We start from the raw sequence: 13,869 nt of genomic DNA on the forward strand, positions 1-13,869 counted from the left end.
CCCCTGGAGGTGGAGGGTCGGCTCGCATGGAGCGCAGCGAAATGTGAGACGGGGTGGGGTGACGGTCTCTCCACGTCCGACAGTGCCCGTGTTGAGAGACCACCCCACCCCGCTCGCGCTGCGCGCGATCGACCCTCCCCCAGGAGGGGGAGGGTAAACGCGAAGATCAGAACATCAGATTGTCCTTCACCAGCACCCAACGGCCGCCCTTGACCTGCTGCACCTGGGTGATGGTGTTGGCGAGGTGGTCGGTCTTGGAGAACTTGGTCGGCGGCGAGTTGAAGATGTCGAGGAATTTTTCACCCGACTCCAGCGAGTCCAGCATCTTCTGACCGGTGAGGTCCTTGCCCGCTTTCTGCGCGTAGAACGCGAAAGTCATCATCGCGTTATAGCCGATGATCGCCTGGGTATTGGCGTCGGTGCCGAACATCTTCTTGTAGTTGACGAGCCAGTCCTTGACCTTGCCCTTCGCAGTGTCCTCATAGGGGATCTCGAAGCCGCTCGCGGCGTAGAGGCCCTCGACGGCCTCCTTGCCGAGCAACGGCACCTCCATCACGTTGGTGGGCGTGGCGCCGAGGAAGGCGACCTCCCAGCCGAGCTTCTTCGCCTCGGTCATGGCTCCGATGGGCTCGCGCAACACCGCGCCGAGTACGACGAGGTCGCAGCCGTCGGACTTCATCTTGGCGACCTGGGCGCTGAAGTCGGAGGCGCCGCGCTTGTAGCTCGTGATCGACGCCGGCTGCACCTTCATGGCGGTGAGCTGCTGGTTGAAGCCGTCGAGCACGTTCTTCCCGTACTCGTCGTCCTGATGCATGATGCAGGGCTTCTTGAAGTTCTTCCACTCCATCATGTATTTGAGCGCCGCGCGCGTGCTCTCGACATAGGGCAGCAGATTGTTGAACTTGAGCCGCTCCTGCGGCTTGGCCGGATCGAACTTGAAGGTGAACTCGGCCGCCGTGAGCGGAAACAGCTGAAGCACACCGGCGTCGAGCAGGATGTCCTGCGCGGCCAGCACGGTGGGCGATCCCATCGCCCCCACCATCGCGAAGATCTTGTCGCGCTCGATCAGCTTCTGCGAAGCCAGCACGGCCTTCTTCGGATCGTAGCCGCTGTCCTCGACGACCAGCCGGATCTTGCGGCCGTTGACGCCGCCCGCCGCGTTGATCTCTTCCACTGCCATCTTCATGCCGTTGGAAACCGGGACGCCCCAGCCCTTGATCGGGCCCGAGAGGTCCTGGTGGGTCCCGACCACGATCTCGCTTGCTGAGATGCCTTCGTTGGTGACCTTGGTTTGCGCCGCAGCCGGTAGACAGGTGAGCACCACGGCACCCACAGCAAGGCCGAATGCGCTGAACGATTTCGACATTGACGTCTCCTCTCCTAAAGGCCCGTGTAGGACGAAGGGCGAGGGCCGTCGCTCCTTCGCTTTCTTGAATGCGACTTTATTTCTTGCACATGCCCCTTCTCGGAAAACCGGTTCCCACTTTTCCGGGGCATGCGCATGCCTCACGCCACCGCGCGCTGGCGATACATCTCTTCGATCTCGGCGGCGTAGCGCTTGTTCACGAAGCCACGCTTCAGCTTCATGGTCGGCGTCAGCTCCTCGTCCTCCGGCGTGAGCTGGCGTTCGATCAGATAGAATTTCTTGATGGTCTCGACTCGGGCGAAATTGCCGTTGACCTGCTCGATCTCGCGGCCGATCAGGCCCTGGATCTCCGTCGCCCGGCACAGGCTCGCGTAATTGGTGAAGGGAATGTCGTGGTCCTGGGCGAATTTCTCGACGTTCTCCTGGTCGATCATCACGAGACAGGTCAAATACGGCCGCTTGTCGCCGATCACGACGGCATCGGAAATGTAAGGCGAGAATTTGAGCTGGTTCTCGATCTCGGATGGCGTGACGTTCTTGCCGCCGGACGTGATGATGATGTCCTTCATCCGGTCGGTGATCCGGACGAAGCCCTCGTTGTCGATGGTGCCGACGTCGCCGGTGCGCAGCCAGCCGCGTGCATCGATTGCTTCCGCCGTCTTCTCCGGCTGGTTGAGATAACCCATGAACAGGAAATCGCCCTTGATCAGGATCTCGCCGTCGGGCGATAGCGCAACCTCGCCCCAGGGCACGGCGGTACCGACCGAGCCGAGCTTGACTCTCTCCGTCGGCATCATGGTGGCAACGCCACAATTCTCGGTCTGGCCGTAGACCTCGTGGATGTCGATGCCGAGTGCGAGATACCAGCGGATCAGTTCCGGTGCGATCGGGGCGGCGCCGGTGAAGGCGGTACGGCAGCGGTCGAGCCCGATCATGCGGCGGATGTTGCGGAATGCGAGCCGGTAGGCGAGCCGGCTTGCGAGGCGCAACGACAGCGGCGGCTTCCTGCCCTCGATCCGGTAATCGACCATGCGGTAGCCGATGGCGATGGCGCGGCGATAGACCCATTGCTGGAGCGGCGTCGCATCCTTCAGCGCGATGGTGATGGCGGAGTAGAATTTTTCCCAGATGCGGGGGACCGCGAGGAAGATGGTCGGCTGCACCTCGCGCAGATTGTCCGGCACGGTCTCCGGGCTCTCGGCGAAATTCATCACCGAGCCGAGCGCGACCGAGATGTAATAGCCGCCGATGCGCTCCGCGACGTGGCAAAGCGGCAGGAAGATCAGCCGATCCTCGTCCTCCCGCGCCGGGATGAAATCGTTGGCGTGCCGCATCTGGTGCGTGACGCTGCGGTTGGCATGCATGGCGCCCTTGGGCGGACCGGTCGTGCCTGAGGTATAGACCAGGATGGCGAGATCGCCGGCGCTGCGGCTGTCGATCATCTCCTGCCACAGCGCCTCACGGCCGACCATGTGATTGCGGCCGAGCGCGCGAAACTCGTCGAGCGACATCACCATGTCGTCGGAGAAGCCGCTGAGGCCCTCCATGTCGAACACGATGATCCTCTGCAGGGTCGCACAACGCGCGCGGCAGGCGAGGATCTTGTCGAGCTGCTCCTCGTCCTCGACGAAGATCACTTTCGTGCGGGAATCGTTGACGAGATATTCGACCTGGGACGACGCGTCGGTCGGATAGATTCCGGAGGACACGCCGCCCGCGCACAGGATGCCCATGTCGGCATGGACCCATTCCGGCACGGCGTTGGCGATGATGGAGGCGACATCGCCGGGCATGAAGCCCGTCGCATGAAGCGCGTAGGCGATCTCCTTCGAAATCGCGAGCCATTCGCGCCAGCTGGTCGGCTGCCAGATGCCGAATTTCTTCTCGCGGATGGCCGGCCGATCGCCCCGCGTCTCCGCAGCGCGCAAGAAGCTCCTCGCGATCGTATCAGCGACCGTCAGCACCGCCGGTCGGGCCATGCGCTTCTCCTCCCTGTCGCCTGCCTCCGCTGCCTGCCTTGCCGGCGGTCTCTGTTGCGGATGGCAAGCTCATCTTACTGCCAGCTTGTCCTCACCGCCACGTCTTCTTCTTTTTCCAGCGACGCTCGCCCCGCGCGCCCGCTTCCTTGGCGCCAAGGTAGAACTCCTGGATGTCCTGGGAATGCATCAAGCGGTCGCAGCTGTCGTTCATCACGATGCGGCCGATCTCCAGCACGTAACCGTAATGCGCCGTCTCCAGCGCTACCTTGGCGTTCTGCTCGACCAGCAGGATCGACATGCCCTGCTCCTCGTTGACGCGGCGGATGATCGTGAAGATCTCCTTCACCAGCAGCGGCGACAGGCCGAGCGAGGGCTCGTCGAGCAGCAGCAGCGTCGGCCTGTTCATCAGGGCGCGTCCGATCGCCAGCATCTGCTGCTCGCCGCCGGAGAGCTGGCCGGCCGGCTGGTTGATGCGCTCCTTCAGCCGCGGGAAATAGCCGTAGACGCGCTCGATATCCTCCGCGACGCCGTCACGGTCCTTGCGCGGATAGGCCCCCATCATCAGGTTCTCGCGCACCGACAGGAACGGAAACACCTCGCGCCCCTCCGGGACGTGACTGAGACCGAGCCGGACGATCCGGTCGGCCTCCATGCGCTGGATCGGCTTGCCCAAAAATTCGATCGAGCCCTTCTGCGGGTCGAGAATGCCGGAGATCGTCTTCAGCACCGTGGTCTTGCCGGCGCCATTGGCGCCCAGCAGCGTGACGATGCGGCCGCGCGGCACTTCCAGCGAGATGCCGCGGATTGCCATGATCGGCCCGTAATAGCTCTCGATGTTGGACAGTCTCAAGATGACCTCGGGCTTGACGGCGGCGTCCATGCGTCAAGCTCCCAGATACGCGGCGACGACGTCGGGGTGCTGCTGCACCTCGGCGGGCGAGCCCATCGCCAGCACGCGGCCGTAGTTGAGCGCGATGACGCGATCGGAGACGCGGTTGACGAGCGACATGTCGTGCTCGACCATCAGCACGGTGACGCCGAGCTCGCTCTTCATGTCGCGGATCCAGAACGACATGTCGTCGGTCTCCTCGACATTGAGGCCGCTTGACGGCTCGTCGAGCAGGATCAGCTTCGGCTCCGAGCATAGCGCGCGCGCGAGCTCGATCACCTTGCGCACGCCGTAAGGCAGGCCGGAGATCAGCTTGTCGCGATAGGGCTCGAGATCGAGGAATTCGATGACCTGTTCGACCCTGCGGCGATGGACCTTCTCGTTGGACCGCACGCTCGGCAGGAACAACAGCTCTTGCCAGAGCTGCGTGGTCGAATGCCGGTGGCGGCCGACCAGGAGATTGGAGAGCACGGTCGCATTCTCGAACAGCTCGATGTTCTGGAAGGTGCGGGCGATCCCGAGTCTTGCGATGTCGTAGGGCGGCTCTTCCGTGATATCCTGGTCCTCGAAGAAGATGCGGCCCGAGGTCGGCCGGTAGATCCGCGAGATCAAATTGAAGATCGAGCTCTTGCCAGCACCGTTCGGCCCGATGATCGAGAGGATCTCGCCCCTCTCGACTGCGAAAGACACCGCATCCACGGCCTTGAGGCCCCCGAAATGCAGCGACAAATTCTCGGCGCGGAAATAGCTCATCGGTTCCGCTCCGACTTCACGTAGATTTTCTGCCGCTTGAAGGTGGCGCGCTTGTAAAGCGGGAACAGCTGGAAGAACAGCTTGATCTTGAGCCAGCGGCCGTAGAGCCCGAGCGGCTCGAACAGCACGAACAGCACGATGATGACGCCGTAGATCGCGCCCTTCAGGCCGTTGAGCGAGGCAAAGGCCGCGACGGTCGATTTGATGCTTCCTGCGGTGGCCGGGCCGGCGCCGAACGTCGCGGCGATGCCGGCGATGATGCCGGGCATATCGTCCTTCAGATAGGTCAGGAACGGATCGATCATCACGATGAAGATCGCTCCGAGCACCGCGCCATGCAGGCTGAAGGCGCCGCCGATCAGGATCACGATGATGAACTCGATCGAGAGCTGCAGCGTGAACATCTCCGGCGAAATGAAGGAGAGCTTGTGCGCGAACAGTACGCCGGCAAAGCCGGTGATCGCCGCCGAGATCGCAAAGGACTTGACCTTGTAGAGCGCGACGTTGACGCCCATGCTGCGCGCCGCCGTTTCGCTGTCACGGATCGCGACGAAGGCGCGCCCCGTGGGCGAACGCAGCAGATTGAGCGTGCCGACGATGGTCAGCACCAGCACGGCGAGGCAGAGAAAATAGAAGGTGGGGCTGTCGCGCGGCACCGTGACGCCGAGCAGCGACAACGTCTTGACCCGCATGCCCTCGTTGCCGTTGGTCACGCTTTCCCAGCGCGCCAGGATCTCCTCGACGATCAGGGCAAAGGAGATGGTGGCGATGACGAGGTAGATGCCGGTCAGGCGCAGCGCGGGAAAGCCGACCATCGCGCCAATGATGCCGGTCAAACCTCCGGCGGCGAGGAAGTAGACCGGGAACGGCACGTTGTATTTCTGCAAGTAAGCGGCCGTGTAGGCCCCGATGGCGAGGAAGGCGGCGTGACCGAGCGAGGCCTGGCCGGTAAAGCCGGTCAGGATCAGCAGCGCGACGCCGACGATCGCATAGATGCAGACGAAGACAAGCTGGCTCATCAGATAGCTGGAGAGCACGAAGGGCGCGACCAGCAGCAGTGCGAGCAGGATGCCGTAGGAGACCATGTAGCCCGAATGCGGGAACAGCTTGATGTCGTCCTCGTAATCGGTCTTGAACAGGAAGCGCATGCGTTCAGACCTTTTTGCGGACGTGGTGGCCGAACAGACCCTCGGGCTTCAACAGCAGCACCGCGAGCAGCACGAGGTAGGGCGCGACATCCTTCCAGCCTTCGGGCAGGTAGAATCCGGCCATGCTCTCGATCACCCCGATCAGGACGCCGCCGACCACGGCGCCCGGTATCGAGCCGAAGCCCCCGAGCACCGCGGCGGGAAACGCCTTCAGGCCGAGCACGAGGCCGACATTGGAATGGATGAAGGTGATCGGCGCCAGCAGCACGCCGGCGCAGGTCGCGACCGCCGCGCTGATCGCCCAGACGATCGAGACCACGCGCTTGACCGGAATGCCCATGTAGTAGGCCGCCAGCATGTTCTCGGAACTGGCGCGCATCGCGGTGCCGAGCGTGGTCTTGTTGAAGAACAGATAGAGCAGCGTGCACAGGATCATCGTCGCCGCGATTACCGACAGCTTGTCGTAGGCGAGCACCAGCGAGCCGATGCGCAGCACGCCCTGGCTGAACGGCGTCTCGATCTTCAGATCGTCGGTGCCCCAGATCATGCCTGCGATCGAGCGCAGGAAGTAGCCGAGCCCGATGGTGGCCATGATGATGGAGAACTGCGGATAGCCGAGGATCGGCCGCACCACCACGCGCTCGGCCAGCATGCCGAACAGTGCCATCGCGGCCACCGCACCGGCAAAGCCGATCCAGTAGTTGAGGCCCATCATGCCGATGAAGGTGAAGGCGAAGAAGCCGCCCAGCATCATCAGATCGCCCTGGGCGAAATTGACGACCTCGGTGGCCTTGTAGACGAGCACGAAGCCGAGCGCGATCAGGCCGTAGACGCAGCCGAGCGCAACACCGCTGACCAGCTGCTGAACGAAATCCAGCATTGACGCGCGTCCTCCCGATGCAACGGCGGTTCTTTTGACCGCCTTGCCGCATCTTGTGTCCAGTCGCTACGCAGTCGTTTCGCCGCGTTAGCGCCATTTGTCCGGAACCAATTCAGCCTGAACCGTTCAGCGCTGTCAACAAACGGTGACTTGCATGGCGACTTGCCATTCGTCCAATCCGGATGACGGAATTTGCGGCAGCGCGATTCACGGTGCCGAAACATCTTCAGGTCATGGTCGCGAGCGATGCAAAACCGGATGGTGTGGCGGTCATGAAGCCGGACAGCTCGGCGCTGGAAGTTAAGGGGTTAACGAAGCGTTTTGACCGTCTGGCGGTCGATAGCCTCGATCTCACCATCCACGCCGGCGAATTCTATGCGCTGGTGGGCCCCAACGGCGCCGGCAAGACCACCACTTTGCGCATGGTTGCGGGCCTCTTGCGCCCCGATGCCGGCGCGGTCTCGATCTTCGGCATCGATGCGCTCGAAAACCCCGTCGCCGCCAAGCAAGTGATGGCGTGGGTGTCCGACGAGCCGATGATCTACGACAAGCTGACCCCGCTCGAATATCTTGAATTCGTCGCCGGCCTCTGGGGCATCGCGCCGTCGGTCTCGGAGCCGGTCGCACAGGACCTGCTCTCGTCGCTCGGTCTGGAGCCGCACCGTCACGAGCGTTGCGAAGGCTTTTCCAAGGGCATGCGCCAGAAGGTCGCGCTCGCGGGCGCGCTGGTGCACGATCCCCGCCTCATCATTCTCGACGAGCCGCTGACCGGGCTCGATGCCGTCTCCGCCCGCCACGTGAAGGGCCTGCTCAGCGCGCGCGTCCACGCCGGCTGCACCGTCATCATGACCACCCATATTCTCGAGGTCGCCGAGCGCATGGCCGACCGCATCGGCGTGATCGCCTCGGGCCGCCTGGTGGCCGAGGGCACGCTGACCGAATTGCGCCAGCAGAACGGCCATGCCGATACCAGCCTGGAGGATCTCTTCATCGCGCTGGTGACGCTTTCGGAAGCGGCATGAGCTCGGCAACCGCGCTGTCCTGGTTCGCACGCCACGAGCTCCGGCTCGCCTGGCGCGAATGGTTCGCCATGATGACCGGAGGACGGCGCAAGCGGACGCGCGCCGCAATCATCGGCATGATCTGCTTTGCCGCGCTGCTGCACCTGCCGGCCTGGGCGGTGATCGGCCGTTTCGCCGATCTGCAGCTGCCGCTCGACAAATCCTCGCTGATCGTGATCTCGGCGACGATCTTTCTCGCCTGGACCTTGATGCTGTCGCAGGCGATCGAATCGGTGACGCGGGTGTTCTACGCCCGCGCCGATCTCGACCTGATCATGTCCTCGCCCGCGACGCTCGCCAACCTGTTCTCGGTCCGCATCGCCGCGATCGCGCTGACCGTCAGCCTGATCGCGCTGCTGTTCTCGACGCCGTTCATCGACGTGCTGGTGATCGGGGGCGGCGCGCGCTGGCTCAGCGCATTCGGGCTGGTCGTCGCCATGGGCCTGTCGGCCGCGGCGGTCGCGATCGCCATCACCATCCTGTTGTTTCGTCTGATCGGCCCGGCGCGCACCCGCCTGATCGCCCAGATCCTCGCCGCGATCATCGGCGCCGGCTTCGTGATCGCGCTCCAGGTCGCCGCGATCATGTCCTACGGCACGCTGTCGCGCTTCACGATCCTGACCTCGGGCAGCGTGGCCGCCCATGCCCCCGACGTCGACAGCATCTGGTGGTGGCCGGCACGGGCGGCGATGGGCGACGGCGAAGCGCTCTTGCTGCTCCTGGCGCTTGCCCTGGTGCTGCTCGGAAGCGTCATGGCGATCTTCTCGCACCGCTTTGCCGACACCGCGATCGATGCGGCCGCCTACGGCAGTACCAGTAGCAAGCGCGCGAAGGAACGCCCGTTCCGCGGCGGGTCGCGGCGGCAGGCGCTGCGGCGCAAGGAATTCTCGCTGCTCTGGCGCGATCCCTGGCTGATCTCGCAGACCCTGATGCAGTTGCTCTATCTGGTGCCGCCGGCGCTGCTGCTCTGGCGCAGTTTTGCCGACAGCTCCGCGGCGCTGATACTGATCACGCCGGTCGTGGTGATGGCGGCCGGACAGCTTGCCGGCGGGCTGGCCTGGCTGACGATCTCGGGCGAGGACGCACCCGACCTGGTCGCGACTGCGCCGCTGACGCCATCGGCCGTCATCCGCGCCAAGATCGAGGTGGTGCTGATCGCGATCGCAATCATCTTCTGCCCGCTGATTGCCGCACTGGCCTTCGCCGCACCGATCCAGGCCGCGGTCAGCGCCGCCGCAGTCATCATCAGCGCGGCCTCCGCGACCGCGATCCAGCTTTGGTTCCGGGTTCAGGCCAGGCGCAGCCAATTCCGCCGCCGCCAGACCTCGTCGCGGCTGGCGACCATCGCCGAAGCCTTCTCCTCGATCGGCTGGGCCGCCAGCGCCGCGCTGCTACTCGCTTTGCCGATCGCCGGCCTTATCAGCGGCCTGATCACCGCGAGCCTCGTCGCGATCACCTGGAAGTTCAGCCCGAAGCGCGAGCAATAGGTGCGACACGGACGCGCTGTCGATTCCACCCCATTGGCGCGGCGCTGCAATGCACGCTAGACTTCGCTGTGAAGTCATCGGGGACGGATTATGCGGCGACTGGTTTCGGCGGCTCTGGCGCTGTTCGGCGCATTCCTGACACCTGCCCTGGCCCAGCAGCCACAGCGCAGCGAGTGTCTGGCGATGGCCAACGCGGCCCCGCGGGCCATGCCGGTTGCGCTTCGGCCGGCAGCCGGCACGGCCGAGGTCGAGATCACCTATGCCGGCCATTCCACCTATTTCATCGACACCCCCGGCGGCTTGCGCATCGCGACCGACTACAGTGGCGCCTACCAGGTCGGACGGCTGCCCGACGTCGTGACCATGAACCGCGCCCACAGCACGCACTATTCCTTGTTCCCCGACAAGCGCATTCCTCACGTGCTGCATGGCTGGGGTGACGACGGCAAGCCGGCGATCGTGTCGGAGCGCGTCAGTGACACTTTCATCCGCAACGTCACCACCGACATCCGGCGCTATTTCGGCGACGACGCTGGCACCGACATGATCCGCGACGGCAATTCAATCTTCATCTTCGAGGTCGCCGGCCTCTGCATCGGCCATCTCGGCCACCTCCACCACAAGCTCGACGATAGCCATTTCGCCCAGATCGGACGCCTCGATATCGTGATGGTGCCGATCGACGGCACCTACACCATGTCGCTGGACGGTGTCTCCGACATCACCAAGCGGTTACGCGCCTCGGTGGTGCTGCCGATGCACCGCTTCGCCACCCCACTCGACGACTTCATGCGCCGGATCGGCCAGCAGTTCGAGATCGACCGGCGCTCGGAGCGGTCGTTCCGGATGTCGCGGGATGCGCTGCCGTCGAAGCCGACGGTGATCATCCTCGACGGCGTCTGAGGCGCAATTTTCTCCAAGCCGGCCGTCGCCGTTCAGTGCTGATCTCCAGTCGAGGAGATCGACATGACCGACTTTGCCAGATTGTTGCACGCCGATGGTCCGAATGCGGAGCACGCCGCGGCGCTCCAGCTTTACGGCCGCTTCGTCGGTGACTGGGACGCCGAGGTCACTGCCCACGGCCCCGATGGGACGAAACATACCGCCCCCGGCGAAATCCATTTTGGCTGGGTGCTGCAGGGCCGCGCCGTGCAGGACGTCTGGATCATTCCGCGCGCCGCAGATAGCCCGGCCTTTCCGATTGCGGGCAATTGGTACGGCACGACGCTGCGCGTCTACGATCCGACCATCGATGCGTGGCGGATTTCCTGGTTCGATCCCGGACGCAGCCTCTTCCGCCACCAGATCGGGCGGCCGCGCGGCGCCGACATCGTGCAGGAGGGAACGACAGAGTCCGGCGAACTGACGCGATGGAGCTTCACGCAGATCACAAGCAGCTCCTTCCATTGGCTCGGCGAGGTCAAACCGGCCAATGCGGCCGAGTGGCGCCTTGCGGTCGGTGTGAGGGCGCGGCGGCGGAAGAATTGAGCGTCAGCCTCCTCTGTGGATCCCTGTCCCGAGGCCTTCGGTTCGCGCTGCCGTCACGACGAGAAAAGGGGTCGGGATGTTGATCCCGACCCCTCTTCGTCGTGGCCGCTGGGAAGCGTCCTTGAAACGTTATTGTGCTCTAGCCGGCACCCAACAGGGAGGCCGGACGGCGCTCGCCGGTGAAGGCGAGAATCTTCTTCAGCTTGTTGACGGCGCGGATCAGGAAGCCGATCATCACCGGATTGGTCTTGCGGCAGAAGGCGATCTTCTTGACGTGGCCTTCGACATGCCATTTGGCATGCGCACCGTCGCGGAAGAAGATCACGTCGCCGGGGCCGTAGCGCTTTGGCGGCATGCCGTCGCTTTCGAGCACGATCGATCCTTCCATGATCATGATCGTCTCGTCGATATCGTAGTACCAGTTGAAGCGGCCTTCGGTGCACTGCCAGATGATGGTCGAGGCGGTGCCATCGGCACTGGTTGACAGGATGTGCGAGCGCGAAACGGGATTGCCCTCGATAATCCAGGACGGCTCGATCGGCCGCAGCTCGAGCTCGACATTGCAACTACCGATTTCAATTAATGAACGCGACATCTTTTGCCCCAGGGGATACAATAAAGTATTGCCGGGTCTCGGCCCGGATCGTTTCGAAGGATGTTTGGAACGCTAGTCATCGGTTTTTAATTCTTTCTTACGCCGGCCCCGACAATCAGCCGTAAGTTGCAGGCGCGAAATGGTTAAGGCTGCGATTTCCCTGCAAATTCGAGCACATGAACCGATCTTTTCCGGGGTGCGACAAAGTGCGCGGAAGCTTGAAACGGAGCCATGCCAATGCCCCTCACGCCCGAGGTTCTGACAGCCAATCGTGAGGCCGTCGCCAAGCTGCTCAGCCTCGATGTCTCGTTCGCGCCGGACGAGGAGCCCTGGTTCACCATCGACGGCATCGAGGCCCCCCGGCAGATCGGCAGTGACGGCTCCGGGGGCGCCTTCGTGCTGCTGCGGCCGCAGAATGTGCTCTACGTCTCATCGGAGGGCCGGGCGGGAATTATCGCCGATACGCTCGAGGCGTTCGTCCAGCTCGTCGTCGCCCGCCCCTATTGGCTCGACATCCTCAAATTTTCCGGCGGCGGCGACCTCGCGGAGATGCGGCGTGCGGCGGAGGCGCTGGAAGCGACGCTCGACGACGAGGACGAGATCAACGAGGCGCGTGAGGAGATCCGCAAGCGCCTCGGCCTGGGCGAGGCGGACGATCCGGTCGGCGCGCTCTACGAGGCGATCGCTGCTTCCGACGCCATCGTGCGGGCCACCGACGGCAGCCCGTTTACGACGCTGTTCAACCGTTTCAGCATCGACAACAATCCGATGCTGCGCAACGCGGCGGCGTGAACGTACTCGGCGCTCGCGCTTCAGCGTTTAAGACGTCTACGATCGTCATGGCCGGGCTTGTCCCGGCAATCCACGTCTTAACTGCTGCACGAAGATCGTGGATGCCCGGGACAAGCCCGGGCATGACGAGCCGGGCGCTACTTCGCCCACTCGCCTTTACGGAATACCGGTATCTTGCTGCCATCGGGCAAGATGCCGTCGATATCGGTCTCGGCCGTGCCGATCATCCAGTCGATATGGATCAGGCTCTGGTTGCCGCCTTGCGCGGCGATCTGCTGTGGGGTGAGCTGCGCGCCGTTGACGAAGCACTTCGAGTAGCATTGGCCGAGCGCGATGTGGGACGCCGCGTTCTCGTCGAACAGCGTGTTGAAGAACAACAGCCCGCTCTGCGAGATCGGCGAGGAATGCGGCACCAGCGCCACTTCGCCGAGGCGCCGGGCGCCCTCGTCGGTATCGAGTACCTTGTTCAGAACCTCCGCGCCGCGCGAAGCCTTTGCGTCGACGATCTTGCCGTCTTCGAAGCGCACCGCGATGTTGTCGATCAGCGTGCCCTGATAGGACAGCGGCTTCGAGCTGACGACATGGCCGTAGACGCGGCGGCAATGCGGCGTGGTGAAGACCTCTTCGGTCGGGATGTTGGCGTTGCAGCTGATGCCGTTCTTGGAGAGCGAGGCGCCGCCCTCCCATTCGTGGCCGTCGGCCAAGCCGATGGTCAGATCGGTGCCCGGCCCCGAATACTGCAGCGCGCGAAAGCGCTGGCCGTTGAGCCAGTTGGTGCGCTCGCGCAGCACCGCATTGTGGCTTGCCCAATTGGCCGTGGCGTCCTCGCGATCGACGCGGGACGCGGCGAAGATCGCGTCCGCGAGCTTGCGGACCGCGATCTCTTCGGGATCGTTCGGGAAGACCTGCTTCGCCCAGGACGCGCTCGGATAGGCAATGATGTTCCAGTTGGTGTCGAAATTGACAATCTTTTCCAACGCCGGCTGATAGGCGATGGAATTGGCCTTGCTGGCGCGCGCGACCTTGGAAGCATCTTCACCCGACAACAGCATCGGATTGTCGCCGACGATCGCAAGGCGCGCGGTATTGTTCGCGAACGCCTTGGCCATGCCCTCGTAGAGCCAGTTGGCGGCGCGATCGAAGCTGTTGTCGTGGCCGTGGCGATAGCGCGCCAGCGTCATCTCCTCGTCCGACAGGATCGGCGTCACGATGCCGGCGCCGGCCTTGTAGGCATGCACGGCGATCCGCCGCACCAGCGGCAGCGCGATGGCGGGGGCCGTCAGAAGAAGATCCTGTCCCGGCCGCAAGCCCAGGCCCACCTTCACCGCCACCTCGGCCAGCCGGTCGAGCTTCACGGGATCGATGGGAGCGGTGGAATTGCGGTGATCGGTCATGCGGGGCCCTCTGCCGAAAGTCTCTCGTTCAATCTAA

The 13,869-nt window shown here is 63.9% G+C and carries 13 protein-coding genes; 5 read left to right on the forward strand and 8 right to left on the reverse strand.

Annotated features, from left to right (window positions below; translation table 11 throughout):
- Positions 1-166: 166 nt before the first annotated feature.
- The 6 genes from CIT40_RS30305 to CIT40_RS30330 form a co-directional block, all read right to left on the reverse strand.
- Positions 167-1,366, reverse strand: a complete 1,200-nt coding sequence (locus tag CIT40_RS30305; RefSeq protein WP_094892957.1) for an ABC transporter substrate-binding protein — start codon at positions 1,364-1,366, stop codon at positions 167-169.
- A 140-nt stretch (positions 1,367-1,506) separates the two neighbouring features.
- Positions 1,507-3,345 carry an AMP-dependent synthetase/ligase gene (locus CIT40_RS30310; protein ID WP_094892958.1) on the reverse strand — a complete coding sequence of 613 codons (1,839 nt, stop codon included), beginning with the start codon at positions 3,343-3,345 and terminating at the stop codon, positions 1,507-1,509.
- 91 nt (positions 3,346-3,436) lie between these two features.
- Positions 3,437-4,225 carry an ABC transporter ATP-binding protein gene (locus CIT40_RS30315; protein WP_094892959.1) on the reverse strand — a complete coding sequence of 263 codons (789 nt, stop codon included), beginning with the start codon at positions 4,223-4,225 and terminating at the stop codon, positions 3,437-3,439.
- A gap of 3 nt (positions 4,226-4,228) precedes the next feature.
- Positions 4,229-4,987 carry an ABC transporter ATP-binding protein gene (locus CIT40_RS30320; RefSeq protein ID WP_094892960.1) on the reverse strand — a complete coding sequence of 253 codons (759 nt, stop codon included), beginning with the start codon at positions 4,985-4,987 and terminating at the stop codon, positions 4,229-4,231.
- Positions 4,984-6,135 carry a branched-chain amino acid ABC transporter permease gene (locus tag CIT40_RS30325; RefSeq protein WP_094892961.1) on the reverse strand — a complete coding sequence of 384 codons (1,152 nt, stop codon included), beginning with the start codon at positions 6,133-6,135 and terminating at the stop codon, positions 4,984-4,986. The genes CIT40_RS30320 and CIT40_RS30325 overlap by 4 nt, the downstream gene beginning before the upstream one ends.
- 4 nt (positions 6,136-6,139) lie before the next feature.
- On the reverse strand, positions 6,140-7,015 hold the full coding sequence (locus tag CIT40_RS30330; RefSeq protein WP_094892962.1) for a branched-chain amino acid ABC transporter permease: 876 nt from the start codon (positions 7,013-7,015) through the stop codon (positions 6,140-6,142).
- A gap of 272 nt (positions 7,016-7,287) precedes the next feature.
- Between CIT40_RS30330 and CIT40_RS30335 the strand changes: the two genes are divergently transcribed.
- The 4 genes from CIT40_RS30335 to CIT40_RS30350 all read left to right on the forward strand — a co-directional run bounded on the left by CIT40_RS30335 (position 7,288) and on the right by CIT40_RS30350 (position 11,051).
- On the forward strand, positions 7,288-8,037 hold the full coding sequence (locus CIT40_RS30335) for an ABC transporter ATP-binding protein (RefSeq protein WP_162848708.1): 750 nt from the start codon (positions 7,288-7,290) through the stop codon (positions 8,035-8,037).
- Complete coding sequence (locus tag CIT40_RS30340) at positions 8,034-9,563, forward strand: permease (RefSeq protein ID WP_094892964.1); 1,530 nt, start codon at positions 8,034-8,036, stop codon at positions 9,561-9,563. Before CIT40_RS30335 ends, CIT40_RS30340 begins: the two co-directional genes overlap by 4 nt.
- Before the next feature lie 90 nt (positions 9,564-9,653).
- The gene (locus CIT40_RS30345; RefSeq protein ID WP_094892965.1) at positions 9,654-10,466 is read left to right on the forward strand and encodes an MBL fold metallo-hydrolase; all 813 of its coding nucleotides are present in this window, start codon (positions 9,654-9,656) and stop codon (positions 10,464-10,466) included.
- A 63-nt stretch (positions 10,467-10,529) separates the two neighbouring features.
- Positions 10,530-11,051, forward strand: a complete 522-nt coding sequence (locus CIT40_RS30350; protein WP_094892966.1) for a hypothetical protein — start codon at positions 10,530-10,532, stop codon at positions 11,049-11,051.
- A 139-nt stretch (positions 11,052-11,190) separates the two neighbouring features.
- On the opposite strand, the gene CIT40_RS30355 is transcribed toward CIT40_RS30350, so the two are convergent.
- Positions 11,191-11,646 carry a cupin domain-containing protein gene (locus CIT40_RS30355; RefSeq protein WP_162307744.1) on the reverse strand — a complete coding sequence of 152 codons (456 nt, stop codon included), beginning with the start codon at positions 11,644-11,646 and terminating at the stop codon, positions 11,191-11,193.
- 237 nt (positions 11,647-11,883) lie between these two features.
- Here CIT40_RS30355 and CIT40_RS30360 point away from each other — a divergent pair, with 237 nt between their 5' ends.
- Positions 11,884-12,438 (forward strand): hypothetical protein, encoded by a 555-nt coding sequence (locus tag CIT40_RS30360; RefSeq protein ID WP_094892968.1) that lies wholly within the window; start codon positions 11,884-11,886, stop codon positions 12,436-12,438.
- 137 nt (positions 12,439-12,575) lie between these two features.
- Here the strand turns inward: CIT40_RS30360 and CIT40_RS30365 are convergent, their stop codons facing one another.
- Complete coding sequence (locus CIT40_RS30365; RefSeq protein ID WP_094892969.1) at positions 12,576-13,832, reverse strand: aminopeptidase; 1,257 nt, start codon at positions 13,830-13,832, stop codon at positions 12,576-12,578.
- Between the last annotated feature and the right edge of the window lie 37 nt (positions 13,833-13,869).

The organism is Bradyrhizobium amphicarpaeae, assembly GCF_002266435.3.
GTDB classification, from domain to species: domain Bacteria; phylum Pseudomonadota; class Alphaproteobacteria; order Rhizobiales; family Xanthobacteraceae; genus Bradyrhizobium; species Bradyrhizobium amphicarpaeae.

Coding starts and splice junctions, on each gene's coding strand:
- CIT40_RS30365 (WP_094892969.1), bottom strand. CDS start 13,832: ATGACCGATCACCGCAATTCCACCGCTCCCATCGATCCCGTGAAGCTC.
- CIT40_RS30305 (WP_094892957.1), bottom strand. CDS start 1,366: ATGTCGAAATCGTTCAGCGCATTCGGCCTTGCTGTGGGTGCCGTGGTG.
- CIT40_RS30310 (WP_094892958.1), bottom strand. CDS start 3,345: ATGGCCCGACCGGCGGTGCTGACGGTCGCTGATACGATCGCGAGGAGC.
- CIT40_RS30345 (WP_094892965.1), top strand. CDS start 9,654: ATGCGGCGACTGGTTTCGGCGGCTCTGGCGCTGTTCGGCGCATTCCTG.
- CIT40_RS30315 (WP_094892959.1), bottom strand. CDS start 4,225: ATGGACGCCGCCGTCAAGCCCGAGGTCATCTTGAGACTGTCCAACATC.
- CIT40_RS30330 (WP_094892962.1), bottom strand. CDS start 7,015: ATGCTGGATTTCGTTCAGCAGCTGGTCAGCGGTGTTGCGCTCGGCTGC.
- CIT40_RS30335 (WP_162848708.1), top strand. CDS start 7,288: ATGAAGCCGGACAGCTCGGCGCTGGAAGTTAAGGGGTTAACGAAGCGT.
- CIT40_RS30340 (WP_094892964.1), top strand. CDS start 8,034: ATGAGCTCGGCAACCGCGCTGTCCTGGTTCGCACGCCACGAGCTCCGG.
- CIT40_RS30360 (WP_094892968.1), top strand. CDS start 11,884: ATGCCCCTCACGCCCGAGGTTCTGACAGCCAATCGTGAGGCCGTCGCC.
- CIT40_RS30320 (WP_094892960.1), bottom strand. CDS start 4,987: ATGAGCTATTTCCGCGCCGAGAATTTGTCGCTGCATTTCGGGGGCCTC.
- CIT40_RS30350 (WP_094892966.1), top strand. CDS start 10,530: ATGACCGACTTTGCCAGATTGTTGCACGCCGATGGTCCGAATGCGGAG.
- CIT40_RS30325 (WP_094892961.1), bottom strand. CDS start 6,135: ATGCGCTTCCTGTTCAAGACCGATTACGAGGACGACATCAAGCTGTTC.
- CIT40_RS30355 (WP_162307744.1), bottom strand. CDS start 11,646: ATGTCGCGTTCATTAATTGAAATCGGTAGTTGCAATGTCGAGCTCGAG.